At 37.8% G+C, this 15,651-nt stretch carries 14 protein-coding genes; 7 read left to right on the top strand and 7 right to left on the bottom strand.

Annotated elements, in window-relative coordinates:
- Nucleotides 1–180: 180 nt before the first annotated feature.
- Entirely contained in the window at nt 181–1,614 is a 1,434-nt protein-coding gene (locus tag IGJ24_RS05640) for an MFS transporter (RefSeq protein ID WP_002369482.1), read from the bottom strand.
- Between the two features lie 191 nt (nt 1,615–1,805).
- Between IGJ24_RS05640 and IGJ24_RS05635 the strand changes: the two genes are divergently transcribed.
- The 5 genes from IGJ24_RS05635 (at nt 1,806) to IGJ24_RS05615 (ending at nt 6,541) form a co-directional block, all read left to right on the top strand.
- Nucleotides 1,806–2,156, top strand: coding sequence for a helix-turn-helix domain-containing protein (locus IGJ24_RS05635; RefSeq protein WP_002357747.1), 351 nt, complete (start codon nt 1,806–1,808; stop codon nt 2,154–2,156).
- 336 nt (nt 2,157–2,492) lie between these two features.
- A complete protein-coding gene (locus tag IGJ24_RS05630) occupies nt 2,493–3,614 on the top strand; it encodes a baeRF6 domain-containing protein (RefSeq protein WP_002365588.1) in 1,122 nt (373 codons plus the stop codon).
- A gap of 296 nt (nt 3,615–3,910) precedes the next feature.
- Nucleotides 3,911–4,111, top strand: a complete 201-nt coding sequence (locus IGJ24_RS05625; protein ID WP_002357750.1) for a cold-shock protein — start codon at nt 3,911–3,913, stop codon at nt 4,109–4,111.
- A gap of 155 nt (nt 4,112–4,266) precedes the next feature.
- Entirely contained in the window at nt 4,267–5,472 is a 1,206-nt protein-coding gene (locus tag IGJ24_RS05620) for a YdcF family protein (RefSeq protein ID WP_002382277.1), read from the top strand.
- A 16-nt stretch (nt 5,473–5,488) separates the two neighbouring features.
- Nucleotides 5,489–6,541: an AI-2E family transporter gene (locus IGJ24_RS05615; RefSeq protein ID WP_289865819.1), complete on the top strand. Its 1,053-nt coding sequence runs from the start codon at nt 5,489–5,491 to the stop codon at nt 6,539–6,541.
- Nucleotides 6,542–6,561: 20 nt separating this feature from the next.
- Here IGJ24_RS05615 and IGJ24_RS05610 read toward each other — a convergent pair whose 3' ends face one another.
- Nucleotides 6,562–8,973, bottom strand: a complete 2,412-nt coding sequence (locus tag IGJ24_RS05610) for a hydroxymethylglutaryl-CoA reductase, degradative (protein ID WP_002388077.1) — start codon at nt 8,971–8,973, stop codon at nt 6,562–6,564.
- 185 nt (nt 8,974–9,158) lie between these two features.
- Between IGJ24_RS05610 and IGJ24_RS05605 the strand changes: the two genes are divergently transcribed.
- On the top strand, nt 9,159–10,310 hold the full coding sequence (locus IGJ24_RS05605; protein WP_002357756.1) for a hydroxymethylglutaryl-CoA synthase: 1,152 nt from the start codon (nt 9,159–9,161) through the stop codon (nt 10,308–10,310).
- Nucleotides 10,311–10,382: 72 nt separating this feature from the next.
- Here IGJ24_RS05605 and IGJ24_RS05600 read toward each other — a convergent pair whose 3' ends face one another.
- From IGJ24_RS05600 to IGJ24_RS05580, 5 genes are all read right to left on the bottom strand, one after another.
- Nucleotides 10,383–11,165 carry a hypothetical protein gene (locus IGJ24_RS05600; protein ID WP_002394413.1) on the bottom strand — a complete coding sequence of 261 codons (783 nt, stop codon included), beginning with the start codon at nt 11,163–11,165 and terminating at the stop codon, nt 10,383–10,385.
- A gap of 123 nt (nt 11,166–11,288) precedes the next feature.
- Nucleotides 11,289–11,891 (bottom strand): dihydroxyacetone kinase subunit DhaL, encoded by a 603-nt coding sequence (dhaL, locus tag IGJ24_RS05595; protein ID WP_010707623.1) that lies wholly within the window; start codon nt 11,889–11,891, stop codon nt 11,289–11,291.
- Between the two features lie 12 nt (nt 11,892–11,903).
- Nucleotides 11,904–12,887, bottom strand: a complete 984-nt coding sequence (gene dhaK / locus IGJ24_RS05590) for a dihydroxyacetone kinase subunit DhaK (protein ID WP_016627135.1) — start codon at nt 12,885–12,887, stop codon at nt 11,904–11,906.
- On the bottom strand, nt 12,888–13,286 hold the full coding sequence (gene dhaM, locus IGJ24_RS05585; protein WP_002357762.1) for a dihydroxyacetone kinase phosphoryl donor subunit DhaM: 399 nt from the start codon (nt 13,284–13,286) through the stop codon (nt 12,888–12,890).
- Nucleotides 13,287–13,298: 12 nt separating this feature from the next.
- The gene (locus tag IGJ24_RS05580; RefSeq protein ID WP_002363858.1) at nt 13,299–14,438 is read right to left on the bottom strand and encodes a glycerol dehydrogenase; all 1,140 of its coding nucleotides are present in this window, start codon (nt 14,436–14,438) and stop codon (nt 13,299–13,301) included.
- Nucleotides 14,439–14,598: 160 nt separating this feature from the next.
- Between IGJ24_RS05580 and IGJ24_RS05575 the strand changes: the two genes are divergently transcribed.
- On the top strand, nt 14,599–15,585 hold the full coding sequence (locus IGJ24_RS05575; RefSeq protein WP_002382271.1) for a PocR ligand-binding domain-containing protein: 987 nt from the start codon (nt 14,599–14,601) through the stop codon (nt 15,583–15,585).
- Nucleotides 15,586–15,651 lie beyond the last annotated feature (66 nt).

The raw sequence follows: 15,651 nt of genomic DNA, 5'->3' as shown, positions 1-15,651 counted from the left end.
TACACACTCTTATGATAATTAATCGTCAAATTCATTCTTAAAAGTAGTACAGTTTAGTACAGTTTACTTTCTTTATTGTAACAGAGAATTAGAAATATACAATCGCATTTGCTTATTTTCTTAGCTAGTAAAGAAACAGACGAGAAAAATCATGAATCTTTCTCGTCTGCTTCTTTTTACTTATTTGGTTGTTTTCCGAAAACGTAAAATCGTTAATATAAAGGCCGCCACACATAATAGAAAGGCGACAAAAAAGGTTTCACGCATTCCCACAATAAATATATCTGGGCGATTAGCCAGATACGTGGTTACTCGTTCACCATAGGCTTCGCTCATACCACGATATAAAATGGTCGTTGACAACGCAATCCCAATGACCATCCCTAAGTTTCTAGCAAAAGAATTCATACTTCCTGCTACACCTAAATCTTGCTTTTCAACACTGCTCATAACCATTGTATTGTTTGGAGACTGGAAAAGTGCATTTCCCAAGCCCATAATGGCCGTTGCAATCACATAATACCAGATGGGCGAATTCATATCTAAAAACATATACATTAACGACGTACAGCACAAAAGCAACAATCCGCCAAATGTTAAAATACCTGGGCCAATTTTATCCGTCAAATAGCCACTCAGAGGAGCCCCAACCACCATTAATAACGGAAATACCATCATTAATAGACCAGCATAACTAGCACTTAGTTTGCGTGCATCCTGCAAATAAAATGGAATGACAACATTTACAAAAAAGTTTGAGGCAAAAATTAAAACGGCGGACAATAAACTTAAAGTAAAAATTTTGTTTTTAAAAATTGCGAACTTAATAAGTGGGCTTTTTCTTTTTCGTTCAACCATTATAAATAATCCTAATGCGATTACTGCAATAATGAACAATAAATAGGATTGTAACGAGCCAAACCCGCTCTCTTGTCCGAGGAAAATCCCGCCGAAGAACGTCATAATCGCAATGGCAATACAAGCAAATCCTGGAAAATCGATTTTTTCTTTTGTTTTTGTAATATCTTTTGGTAGAAACTTTTCGCCAATTAAAATTGTAACTAGCCCCACAGGAACATTAATCCAAAAAATATACGACCAAGAAAAGTTTGATAAGATCAATCCACCAATCCCAGGACCAGCAATCGCGCCTAAAGAGACAAAGGCACCTACTGCACCAAGCGCCCGCCCTCTTTCATTTAAAGGGAATACTTCCGTAATAATTCCTGAATTGGTCGCCATGGTCATGCTAGCACCAATACTTTGAACGACTCGCGCAAATAATAGAAAGCTCAGCGATTGATTAAAGCCACAAAGTAATGAACCAATCGTAAAAATAACCGTGCCAATTCGATAAACTTTTATTTTTCCAAAACTGTCGCCAATTTTTCCAAATAATAATAAACAAGCACAGACAACCATTAAATAAATAGATACGACCCATTCCGCTTGATTCATGGGTACGGACATTTCTTTTGAAATAGTCGGTAAAGCAATATTTACAATGCTGGAATCTAATGTAGACATGAAGGTAAACATAGCCACAGAAACTAAGATCCACCAACGATTTTTCTGCACTTCAGAATCCTCTTGGTAACTTTTAATTTTCTCCATTGATTCATCCCCTCTCGCTCCAAAACAGTTTACTTACTAATAATAACTCTATTTCTTCTTTTTTTCATCGGAAATTTTCTAAAAAATCACTCATGAGATGTTCACCTTCTTATTACACGCTCGCAATTGACAACCATTCGCTTTTACGCTAATTTAAAATTAGCAAACGGAAAACGCAAGGAGGACTTGAAATGACCTTAATTTCTCGCATTAAACAACTAGCTCAGTCAAAGCAATTAACCCTCGCCCAATTAGAAAGAAATGTCGGCATTTCCAATGGACAAATTCGTCGTTGGGATACCTCTTCGCCTAAAGTAGAGAATCTTTTAAAAATAGCAGACTATTTTTCTGTCTCCTTGGACTATTTAATGGGCCGCACCCAACAAACAGAGATCAATCATCAGGCACCTATGACAAGCACACAAAAAGAGTTACATATTCACATTACTACGGAAGAGTTAACAGAAGAAGAAATTACTCAGTTAGAGGAAGAAGCAAATCGTTTCTTGCGGTTCCGTAAATTTGAAATGACAAATTCTTAAAGAACGTTCACTTCTCCTAGTCAATTGATAGCAAAAACTAGAACCTAAACAAAAAAAACCACCACGACCGTCGTCTGTGGTGGAAATGAAGGTTGTTATTTACTCTTGGTAGGAGTAAGTATGAAAAAACCAATTCGGGATAATTGGCATAACGTAAGTATAGTAGTTTGTGCCTTTTTTATCATGAGTTTCAGCTATATTTTTTATAAAACTTTTATTAGAACACCATTAACAGTCCTTTATTTAGATTATTTAAAGCGTTTTCTTTTATTGAACATATTGTTTTAAACATTCGATTTCCTGTGCTACACTTACTTTTAGAAGGGGGATTTTATTATGGCAAATCAAAAAAAAGATAGCTTATCAACATTATTTTCTGAAGAAGTTCATGGACCGTTTGTTACTTTCTTGTTTAACACCCATGTCGCTCATCAAAACGTAGAAAAAGATTCGCTTGTTTTGAAAAATTTTGCAAAAGCGGCAAAAACACGCTTTGAAAAAAAATTTCCTGAGGAAAAATGGTCTGTTTTCCAAGAAAAAATTGACGCACTTCTAGCTGATGCTTCCTTCTGGCGCAACGGCACAGCAAGTGTTTCAATCATCTTATCTCCAGAAAACACCTTTGTTCAACGATTAGATGTGCCCGTTGACGATCAATATTACGTGGACACGATTCCTTATTTACTTGGACTAGTCAAAGACAAACAATTTAACTACCATTATTACCTACTTGCTCTAAATCGCGATTCAATGAAACTTTACAAGGTTGATCATACGACTGTGACTCCTGTTGAATTGCCTAAAGACGCGCCAACAGACGTGGTCACAGCTTTAGGTGATGAATTAACGGGTGGTAATTTAAACTTTTCAACTCAAGGTAGTTCTAACGGTTCTAAAGAAGGTGTCGCTTATCATAGCATCAATACTAAAGATAAAGAAGTTGAAATTGATTGGGTGAACTACTATCAAGCAGTCGATACTTTCTTAAAAGATCAACTGGATAATCCTGAAAAATTACCGCTTTATCTTTATGCTTTACCAGAAAACCAAACACTCTTTAAAAAGATTGCTAAAAATCCTTATTATGATTGCTCAATTTCAGTTGCTGCTTCACCTGCACAAGCAACCATTCAAGATATCCGCAGCGCTAGTGAAAAAATAGCTGCAGAGTTAACAGAAAAAGAAACAGCTTCTTATAACAAATTACTAGATCGTAAATTCTTAGATCAATTTACAGATATTTCGCCAGCGGCAGCTGACGGCAAAATTTCCCATCTTTTTATTGCAACGTCACTCTTTGTTACTGAAAACAATGAAATGTCATCTGAAGAGTATGATCGTCGCAAACTTTTAAACACCATTGCTTACCAAGTCATTCAAAACGGCGGTCAAGTTTTTGTTTTAGACCAAAAAGCTGCACCAGATGAAAAATCTTTAGCGGCTATCCTCCGTTATTAAAAACAGGCAAAAAGCCCATTGTAAGAAAGCGCCTTACAATGGGCTTTTTTTCTGAGCCTTATTGAAACAGCACTATAACAGCCTTATCTTCACTTTCTAGTTTTTAAAAAACATCCGATAAAAAGAAAATAAGGTTATCGCTATACAAAAACCAGTTAGTATGCTATAGTAATAGATGTAGTTTTTGTTCGGTAATATGGGTAGCTGTTTCAAATAAACATCTTCCACATTTTTCACCTTTCAAGTAATTGCAAAATATGAATGTGTTATAACACACATCTAGGAGGATATTTATTATGGAAACAGGTACAGTAAAATGGTTTAACTCAGACAAAGGCTTTGGCTTCATCACTGCAGAAAACGGAAACGATGTATTCGTACATTTCTCAGCTATCCAAGGTGACGGCTTCAAAACTTTAGAAGAAGGTCAAGCAGTAACTTTCGAAATCGAAGAAGGTCAACGTGGCCCTCAAGCAACTAACGTTACTAAAGCTTAATTAAACAATACTGACTCAAAAACCTGACGTTAATCGTCAGGTTTTTTTTATAAAAAAAAGAACAAGAAAACTTTCTGAAACTAAGTGCTTCCTCTATTTTTTTTGAAGAGTTTTCGTTATACTGAAGAGGAAAAATGTTTTAAAGGAGTTTATTTATGCAATTTTATGGTGATTTAACCTTTTTAGGTGTTTATTTATTGGGTCTCTTTTTCATTCCCTCGTGGCGGAAAAAGAAAAAAGAACACGATTGGTTGCCGTGGATGTTTGGCTGGACCGTCTTTATGTTCTTCTCATATGTTTTATATTTAGAAATCATTCGTGGCACAGCCTTCTTTTTAATTCCCATTGCTTTTTTTGGCTTGTTTGCGCTCTTCTACTTCAAAGAAAAAAGGCGTTTACTGAATGGAACATTATTTAATATTTTTCTTGTGGTTCTAGCGACTTATTTAGGGATTACTGCGATTCGTACAAACAACTACTTTCTAATCACCTTAGCAATTATTGCCCTGCTGGCGATTTTTATCGCTTTGGCTTTAGGACTCTATGCCTTAATTATTTTCCTCTATTGGAATGCGGTCGTTGTTATGAGAAAAGAAGGTCGGTCTCTAGGGAACTTGTTGACGTTGTTGCTGGCAATTGGCTTAACATTACTATTAATTTATAATTTCTTTTTTCAATCGTTGTTACCAACTTGGCTCTCCTTACCATTAACTATTGCGCCATTTATTTTGACTTATTTCGCGTTTGTTTTTTATAATTTTTTAACTGTTTCTACGTTGTATCAATTTAATCAGCCAAAATATACACAGGATTATATTGTTGTGTTAGGTTCGGGGTTAATCAATGGTGAGATTGTGCCGCCGTTATTGCAAGCCCGCATCAACAAAGCCATTCAATTTTACAAGGCTCAAAATCGCGCAACGTTAAATCCGCCAAAAATCGTCATGTCTGGTGGTCAAGGCCCCGATGAATTACTTCCTGAAAGTGTCGCGATGAAAATGTATGCTTTGACACAAGGTATTCCTGATGATGATATTTTAGTAGAAGCTCATTCAAAAAACACACTAGAAAATATGCGTTTTTCCAAAGAAACAATGATTGAGGATTTTGGAAATGCTAATTTCCAAGCCATTTTTACTACAAACAATTATCACCTTTTCCGAGCGGGTCTTTTCGCTCGAATGGCTGGCTTAAAAGCTGATGGCATTGGTGCAAAAACCGCTTTTTATTTTTTACCTAACGCGTTTATTCGAGAGTTCATCGCCATTGTAGTGATGTACAAACGTCGCCATATTATTGTTTGCGGCCTAGCTGCCATCGGTATGGTTATGTTATTCTTAACAGGATTGATTATTCAGTAAAGAAGGAGTTTCCCCTATGAGTTTGTATCAAAAATTTATTCAAAATGAACGTTTGCGACGTTTTTGCGTCCTTGCTTTGATTATTTTTGTGCTTTATTTATCCAGAAGCATGATTACAACAATTCTTTTAACATTTATCTTTACCTATTTAGCTGTTCGTTTGGTCCATTTTGTTCAACGCTATATGAAAATCCCGACGATTGTCATCGTTCTCTTAACCTATGCATTGGTTGTTTTTCTAATCTATTTAGCGATTACTAAATATGTTCCCGTTCTAGTTAACCAAACGACTCAAATGATTAATTCTGTAGTTGATTTTTATCAAAGTCCACATACAGATACAAATCAAGTATTGCAATTTATTGATCAATACTTGGAAAAATCTAACTTACTCTCTCAACTCCAGAATGGCGCTTCAATGATTTTACGCTACATTCAAGATATTGGCGCTGTCGGTTTATCATTTGTCATGTCCTTTATTTTAAGTTTCTTCTTTATGATTGAGAAGAAGCAAATGACTGATTTTTCTAAGTTATTTTTAAAAAGTGATTTTGATTGGTTTTTTCAGGATATCTATTATTTCGCCAACAAGTTCGTTAACACATTTGGTGTCGTAATGGAAGCTCAGTTTTTCATTGCTGTGGTGAATACAGTCATTACTACCTTGGCCTTGGCGATAATCGGCTTTACTCAGTTACCTAGTTTAGCCATTATGATCTTCATTTTGAGCTTAGTCCCAGTTGCTGGTGTGATTATTTCTTGCATTCCGCTAAGTTTCATCGCTTATTCCCAAGGTGGCTTGAACGATGTGATTTATATCTTAGCTTTAATTACAATCGTCCATTTATTTGAATCTTACGTGCTAAATCCTAAATTCATGTCTAGTAAAACAGAGTTACCAATCTTTTATACGTTTGTCATCTTATTAGTTAGTGAGCGTCTCTTTGGTGTATGGGGACTTATTGTAGGAATCCCTGTGTTCACTTTCTTCTTAGATGTCTTAAAAGTAAAACCAATTCGTGGCCTGAAACGGCTACCTAATGTGAAAAAAAATAGTTCAGCAGAATAATTTCTGCTGAACTATTTTTTTTATTGTTTTCTTAAATCATTTAAAATAGCCATGGCTCGGTCTTGGTTCATCGTTTTTTGACGTTTTAATTGTTGAGCGACTGCCTCAACTTCTTTACCAGTAGCTCCGACCGTCATCGCTAAAGAACGTGCTTGTAGAGCCATGTGTCCTTTTTGAATTCCTTCAGAGACTAAGGCCCGTAACGCCGCTAAATTTTGTGCCAAACCAACAGCCGCTACTACTCGACTTAGTTCTTTTGCATCCGTCACTGCTAACAAATCAGCGGCTGCTTGAGATTTAGGTAAGACTTTTGTGGCACCGCCAACCGTGGCTAACGCAAGCGGAACTGAAATTTCACCAATTAGTTGTTCGCCATCCAGCGTCCAACTAGTCAAGCCTTGGTAGCGACCTTCCTTCACCGCAAAAGCATGACAAGAAGCGCTAACAGCGCGTGTATCATTTCCTGTAGCTAAAACTACAGCTTCAATGCCATTCATGATTCCTTTGTTATGCGTGACTGCCCGATAAGGATCTAATGAAGCATAGCGTGAAGCTAAAACAATTTTTTTAGCAATTTCCCGGCCATTGCTCCCCTTACTTAAACGCGAAACTGGAATAGCCGTTTTCATCGTAACAACCGACTCCGTTGCGTAATTGCTTAAAATACTGAATAAAATCTTTTGCTCCGCAAACCATTCACGGAACAACTCGGCCACACCTTCCAACATAGCGTTAACGATATTTGCCCCCATTGCATCCTTAACATCTACTAAAAAGTCGACAGATACAAACGATTCATCAAAAGCACGATACTGCAAATCTCTTAAGCCGCCGCCCCGTTTAACGATAGATGGATAACTTAACTCTGCTTGTTGAAAAATTTCCGCTTCTCTTACTTGTAGTTTATCAATCAATGACTCGGGATCTGCAACATCGTAAAAAACGATTTGTCCACGCATTAAGCGTTGTTGATTCACTGTTTTAAATCCTTGTGCTATTTTTGCACCATTACTCAAAGCCGCAATCACTGAGGGCTCTTCTGTCGCCATTGGTACCAAATAATCAGTTTCGTCCACTGTTAAATGTAAGCCAACGCCCATCGGCACTTCTGTTTCACTGATTTGATTTTCAATCATATGATTAGCAATCTGCGAAGATAAAGCCGTATTTTCAAATTCTTTTTTTGTATCAGCAGAAATCTGGCCTTCATTAAGAAGAGAAGCCAGGCGTTCCTCAGGACTCATTTGATAAAATCGGCTGTTTTTTTTTTGCTGAGGTCTCTCTAGTAGCATAGCGAGTCCTAAGCCACCGCCGATACATAAAGAAGCCACTCCATATTTCTTTTCTTTTTGATTTAATTGATAACTTAAACTCGTTAATAAACGAGCACCTGTGGCACCAATCGCATGACCTAACGAAATACCGCCACCATAAATGTTAACCTTTTCCTCTGGTAAAGCCAGTTCTCTTTGGACCACGATTGAAGTTGCTGCAAATGCTTCGTTGATTTCATACAGATCAATTTCTTCCGTAGTAAGTTGATTCCGCGCTAACAGTTTTTGAATGGCTTTAATCGGCGAAATTCCCATATAGGCTGGATCAATACCGACTTCCACACTGTCTCGAATAATAGCTAAATAAGGAAGACCGTGTGCTTCGGCATATTCTTGTGAAGCAATAATCAAAGCAGAAGCCCCATCATTAATGGTTGATGCATTCCCTGCTGTCACAGTACCGTCTTCTTTAAAAACTGTTTTAAGCGTTCCTAGCTTCTCAACGCTCGAATTAGGGCGAATCCCTTCATCTTTCTCCACAAGCGTTCCTGATACTTCTAATGGGGCTATTTCGTCAGCGAATATCCCTTCTGCTTGTGCTTGAGCTGCTTTTAATTGTGAATGTACAGAAAATTGATCTTGCTCTTCTCTAGTTACATGATACTTTTCGGCCACATTTTCAGCAGTTAAGCCCATTGCTTGACCACTAAAGGCATCCGTTAACCCATCGTACATCATACTAGAAAAAGGCGCATCATAGCTTTCTGTTTCGTAATTAAATCGTTGTAATTTAGGTGCTTGGGACATATTCTCAATCCCGCCAGCAATTAAAACTTCCGCTTCTCCTAATTGAATCAATTGTTTCGCCAAAATAACGGCCTTCATTCCTGATCCGCAGACCTCATTAACTGTCATTGCGGGAATTTCATGAGACAAACCGCTGTTTATTGCTATTTGTCGTGCGGGATTTTGGCCATTTCCAGCTTGTAAAACATTTCCAAAGATTACTTGATCAATTTCTTCAGAAATAGTGGAATGTCTTTTTAAAAGTTGTGTTGTAACATGTGTTCCTAAGTCTACGGCACTTACTTGACTTAAGCTGCCTTTATATTTTCCAATTGGTGTTCGTAATGCATCAATAATAACTACTGTTTTCAACTAAATGCACCTCCATCTTGAAATATATCATAAAATCCCAGAATCACAAGTGCCAATTACTGAATGTTAACAGACTTATAAGATATTTTTTAATAATCTATGAAGTTAATACAAAAATTCCCCATTTTGGTTCATTTCGTGCTATTTTATATAATGAATCTATTTATCGTAAAGGAGTTAAAGAAATGACAATTGGGATTGATAAAATTAGTTTTTTTGTGCCCCCTTATTATATTGATATGACGGCACTGGCTGAAGCCAGAAATGTAGACCCTGGAAAATTTCATATTGGTATTGGGCAAGACCAAATGGCGGTGAACCCAATCAGCCAAGATATTGTGACATTTGCAGCCAATGCCGCAGAAGCGATCTTGACCAAAGAAGATAAAGAGGCCATTGATATGGTGATTGTCGGGACTGAGTCCAGTATCGATGAGTCAAAAGCGGCCGCAGTTGTCTTACATCGTTTAATGGGGATTCAACCTTTCGCTCGCTCTTTCGAAATCAAGGAAGCTTGTTACGGAGCAACAGCAGGCTTACAGTTAGCTAAGAATCACGTAGCCTTACATCCAGATAAAAAAGTCTTGGTCGTAGCGGCAGATATTGCAAAATATGGCTTAAATTCTGGCGGTGAGCCTACACAAGGAGCTGGGGCGGTTGCAATGTTAGTTGCTAGTGAACCGCGCATTTTGGCTTTAAAAGAGGATAATGTGATGCTGACGCAAGATATCTATGACTTTTGGCGTCCAACAGGCCATCCATATCCTATGGTCGATGGTCCTTTGTCAAACGAAACCTACATCCAATCTTTTGCCCAAGTCTGGGATGAACATAAAAAACGAACCGGTCTTGATTTTGCAGATTATGATGCTTTAGCGTTCCATATTCCTTACACAAAAATGGGCAAAAAAGCCTTATTAGCAAAAATCTCCGACCAAACTGAGGCAGAACAGGAACGAATTTTAGCCCGTTATGAAGAAAGCATCATCTATAGTCGTCGCGTAGGAAACTTGTATACGGGTTCACTTTATCTGGGACTCATTTCCCTTTTAGAAAATGCAACGACTTTAACCGCAGGCAATCAAATTGGGTTATTCAGTTATGGTTCTGGTGCTGTCGCTGAATTTTTCACTGGTGAATTAGTAGCTGGTTATCAAAATCATTTACAAAAAGAAACTCATTTAGCACTGCTGGATAATCGGACAGAACTTTCTATCGCTGAATATGAAGCCATGTTTGCAGAAACTTTAGACACAGACATTGATCAAACGTTAGAAGATGAATTAAAATATAGTATTTCTGCTATTAATAATACCGTTCGTTCTTATCGAAACTAAGTATTTAAATCCCCCGATTCAATCAACAAAAGAGCTAGACATTCAAGTTTTTGCTTGAATGTCTAGCTCTTTTTATGAAAGCCAAACTTCTTTGACCCCGTCTGTCACGGCGATACCATCTGTCAAAGCTAAACGTTGTGAATAAGAAACGTAGCCATAATAAACATCAACACCGCCGCCATTGTTCCAAGTAACAGTGATTTTAACATTTGGAGTAATCGATTTTGTAGCTGGTTGGGTCGTCGGGCGATAACTAGTCGTATCATAACTTAAAATAGTGCCCGAAGCTCCACTTATTTCGGCTTTTCCTGTGTAAATTTCGCCATTCGTATTCGTCTGCGTGACCGCTCCATTCGCTTCAATGATTAAACCCGCTTGCTTTTGATCTCCTCGTGGATAATAAAAAAGATACGTGGTTGCCCATTTAGCAAATTCATCTGGAATTGGTTTAAGTGATTCCGTTGGTGCCGGACTCGACTTCGTTTGCTTTTCAACCGCGACTTCTTCTTGTCTTTTTAAGCCTTCATTATTTTGATTATTTAGTTTCTCAACCGTTTCTTTAACGATCGAATAGTGTGGTTTCCCTAAATCGCTAACAGGGATCGTAGCTAATTTTTCTTCTGATTCTTTATATTGCCCCTCTGCCGTTAACTTTTTAGCTTCTGTAATAATGGCATCATACTTGGTTTGGTCTACAGAAGAGGATGTGCTTTGTCCCGTAGCTTCGACTTGTTTTGTGACACTGGTTTTTTCCGTGGTCACGTCTGACGAATTTCCACAAGCACTTACAAACATTGAGCTAACGATTAATAAACATCCCACAATCACATGCTTTTTCATCTTTAAATCCCCCATTTGTCTATCTTTGTTATTTTTTGTTACTTAAATTATCCCATAGATGAACAAAAGAAACCATTATTTATAAAAAAGTTTAGCAAGCGCTTCAAGAGAGGCACTTGCTAAACTTTTTTCTCACTGTTATTGATTGATTACTTTGACTAGTTCTTCAAATAATAATGCACTAGATGCTGCTCCTGGATCAATATGACCAATTGCTCGTTCCCCTAAATAAGAGGCACGTCCTTTTTTCGCCACCCAATCTTTTGTTGCTTCAGCAAATTGTTCAATTTTTTCTTCATTAAATTGTTCCGTTCCAATTACTTCAGCAACAGGTGCCCAGACATCAACCATCGTTTTATCTCCTGGTTCAGCTTTGCCGCGCATCTGAATCCCAGCTAGACCTTGCTGAACAATTTCTTTTAATTGCTCTGGCGAACTGATGGTTTCCAAATCTTTTGTCGCTTTAGTCATATTCATAAACGCAGTACCATATAAAGGACCGGAAGCTCCGCCAACTTTTGAAATCAAAGCCATGGATAGGACTTTAAATGTCTCCGTGATTGTTGTTGGTACTTTTTTGTCAAACGCAATTTTGTATTCAGCCATACCACGAGCCATGTTGTTACCGTGATCCCCATCACCAATCGGCGTGTCTAATTCACTTAAATAGTCTTTTTTTTCTTCGATAACTTTTGAATAATTGTCTAACCATGTTTGAATGTCTTTTACTGTTAAGTCCATCTTTTATCACCCTTACCAAGAAATTGTTGTTACATTGCTTTCTAGCGCTGTTTGCCAGTCTTTTGTCGCCAAGTCAATCATCGTTAAAGATAATCCTTGCATGTCAATAGACGTCATATAGTTACCCACTTTATGGAAGGTCACTTGAACACCTTTATCTTCTAATAATGTTAGCACGTCGTTCATAAATACAAATTGTTCCATTAATGGCGTGCCGCCCATGCCATTGACAAGTACCCCCACTGTTTGTGGTTGTTGTTCATAGCTACTTAATATTTTTTCAACTAATTCTTTCGCTAACTCTTTCGATGGTTGGATTTTTTCACGACGATAGCCTGGTTCTCCGTGAATCCCTACGCCAAATTCAATTTCATCTTCTGGTAAAGTAAAACCTGGTTTGCCAACTTCAGGCACAGTGGCTGCTTTTAAAGCCACTCCAATTGTTTTCGTGGCTGCTACAATCTTTTCTCCTAAAGAAACGAGCTCTTCTAAAGAAGCACCTTGGCGGGCATGATGTCCTAAAATCTTATGGACAAGAACAGTCCCGGCAACACCGCGTTTTCCAGCGGTATAGGTGCTATCTTCGACTGCAATATCGTCATCGACAACGACCATTTCTACATGAATGTCTTCCATATCAGCCATATCTTTGGCCATTTCAAAGTTCAAAATATCGCCTGTATAATTTTTTACGATTAACAGAACACCGGCCCCTTGGTCTGCCGCTTGGATCCCTGTTAAAATTTGATCTGGTGTTGGTGAAGTAAAGACATCACCTAAAACTGCGGCATTTAACATTCCATCACCAACAAACCCAGCATGTGCAGGCTCATGACCACTTCCACCACCAGATACTAACCCAACTTGTTTGTTTGAGTCGTTGCGAGCAATCACGCGAGAATCTTCGACTTGATGAACAAGGTTTCCATAGCTTTTCACAATTCCTTGGAGCATTTCTTCGACAATTTTACCAGGTTCATTAATAATTTTTTTCATTTAGTTCCACCCTTTCTTACCAGCATTTTGAGCTTCTGCTAAAATTTGCGTCAAATCATCTGAGACACCTGCAGTAATTGCTGCCGCAAAGGCACCTTCAACCAATGGTGCGTCGACTAAATGATAATGTTTCTGTTGGTCTTCTTCTAGCATATCAAAAGCTAATTCTGAACTTAAAACGGCACTGCCTAAATCGGCAAAAATTAAAAATTCTCGGTCAGAGTCCGCTTCGTTAATCGTGTCAATGATTTTCATTGGATCTGAACCTAATGAACCATCTGATGTGCCACCAAGTGAATGAATCGTAATTTCTTCACTGGCATTCATCTGTTCAATCATCTCTTTAATACCATCTGTAATCATTTTGCTATGTGAAACGAGTAAAATATCTGCTTTCATGTGGACACTTCCTTAATCTAATTTATGTCTTGTTTTATATTCTTGTCCGACTTTATCTGCAACAATGATTGCATTCGCTACTTCTTCAACGACAATTGGGAATGGCATTGAATGAATTGATTCTTCTGGAATGCAAGCAATTTTGGCCACTTCCAACGCTTCTTCATAAGTGATTTCATCGACACCAATGTCTGAAAGCGTTAATGGTAAACCTACAGAAGCGCTAAAGTCTAAAACAGCTTCTAATTCGTCTTTTGCTGCATCTTCTAATACAAGTTGTGCAATCGTTGCAAAAGCTACTTTTTCACCATGTAAATAACTGTGCGCACCAGGTAAGACTGTCATACCGTTATGAATCGCATGCGCTGCAGCTAAACCACCACTTTCAAAACCTAAGCCTGAAAGTAAGATATTTGTTTCGATAATCTTATTCAATGATTCAGTAACCACATTTGCATCACAAGCTAATTTCGCTTTTAACCCATCTTCCTGTAGATTTTCCCAGCAAAGTTTTGCCATGGCTAAAGCTGCATATGTGCCGCTAGCAGCAGGCGTTAAGCCTTCTCTTGAACCCATTGGCAAACTAGCATTAACCCGAGAATATGAATTGTGTGTTGCGCGTGCTTCAAAATATGTGGATAAGGCATCCCCCATTCCAGCAACTAAAAATCTAGTTGGCGCTTTGGCAACCACTTTTGTATCAACCATCACGACGCTCGGACTTTGTTTAAAGTAAGCATAATCATCAAATGAGCCATCTTCATGATATAGTACAGCTGAATGCGAAGTTGGTGCATCTTGAGCCGCAATCGTTGGTACAATAATTAAGTTTTCACCTTCTGCTACGACTTTTGAAGCATCGATTGCTTTACCGCCACCTAAACCAATGATACAGTCTGCTTGTTCTTTTTGTCCAACGTTTTGCAAGCGCTTTGTTTCTTCACGCGTTACTTCTCCACTAAAGCCGCCCTCTACGAAGGTAATGTCAAACTTTTTCGCTGTTTCTTCCAATTGTGGACGTACACGATCAACGTCAGCAGGATTTGCAATTAGTAACGCTTTTTTTCCAAAAGTTGAAACGAAGTAACCTAAGTTTAGTAATTCATCTTCCCCTTGAACATATTTCGTTGGTAAAATCAATGCTTTTCTCATGTTGATAGCCTCCTATATTTTGTTTACATACATAGTATAAAACGCTTTCATACAAAAAGCATTGAACTTTTGGTATCGTTTTCTTGCAAAAAATGATAGAATTATTTTGTGAAATAATAAAATATTATGATTTTTAAACTTTAGATTGAAGGATTGCCTTATGACTGTAGAATTAAAAAATATTTTAGATTTGGAAAAGTGGGAAAAATTGCAAGAATCATTGGCCTTAAGCACTCGTTTAGCCATTATTTTAGTCGATTATAAAGGTCGTCCTGTGACGAAACATAGTCAAGTTCAACCCTTTTGCCAACTGGTACGTCACTCCCCTGAGCTCTCGAAACTTTGTGAAAAATGTGATGCTCGTGGTGGCTTGGAAGCCGTTCGCACTGGTCAGCCTTTTATCTACCGTTGTCACTTTAACATCGTTGATATGGCCATCCCCATTATTGTTGATGACCAGTATGTAGGAGCCATTATGGCTGGTGAAGTTTTGCTCGAAGATCACCAAGAAGAGTTAGAACAGGTTTTAACCATGAATGATGCCTTCATTCAAGAATTTTTAGTAACACACCAAGAGCTGTATCAACAATACCCTGTTTTAGAACTAGCAGACTTAGAAAAGAGCGCGACATTAATCGCAGATTTAAGCCAATATATTATTTCTGAAGCCATCAAAAAAGATTATTTAATCAATACGTACAAACAATCCTTACAGATTAGTTCGCGAAAAGAAGAGCTGGAGCCATTGAATATGATCCAAAAAGATATTCAACAAACTTTATTAACTGCTCAATTAACTCCTTCAAGTGCCTATCAAACTAAAAATAAGCAATTACAACCGGTTTTAGATGCCCTTTGGGAAAACAAATCGCTGCGTTTAAATTTACAAGAACTGGCAGACCTTGTTCATTTGACACCGACGTATTTAAGTCGTTTATTAAAAGAGGAGTTTGGTATTCCCTTTAGTCAATTTTATCGACAATTAAAAATCACATGGGCTAAACAGCTTCTTTTAGAGACAGATAAAACGATCGCCCAAATCAGTGAAGATTTAGGATTTGTTGAAGATAGCTATTTTGTCCGTATCTTTAAACAAGAAACGGGTGAAACACCTCTTAAATACCGTAAAAGAAAGAACAGAGCATAAAAAAACAACGACTCCTAAAAGTCGTTGTTTTTTTACACCTTTTGCTCTTGCTGTGGCTAATGCAAC

Source organism: Enterococcus sp. DIV0546, from assembly GCF_051712785.1.
GTDB lineage: Bacteria > Bacillota > Bacilli > Lactobacillales > Enterococcaceae > Enterococcus > Enterococcus faecalis.
The sequence above is the reverse complement of the archived record's forward strand: the minus strand, read 5'-3'. Positions and strand labels throughout refer to the sequence as shown.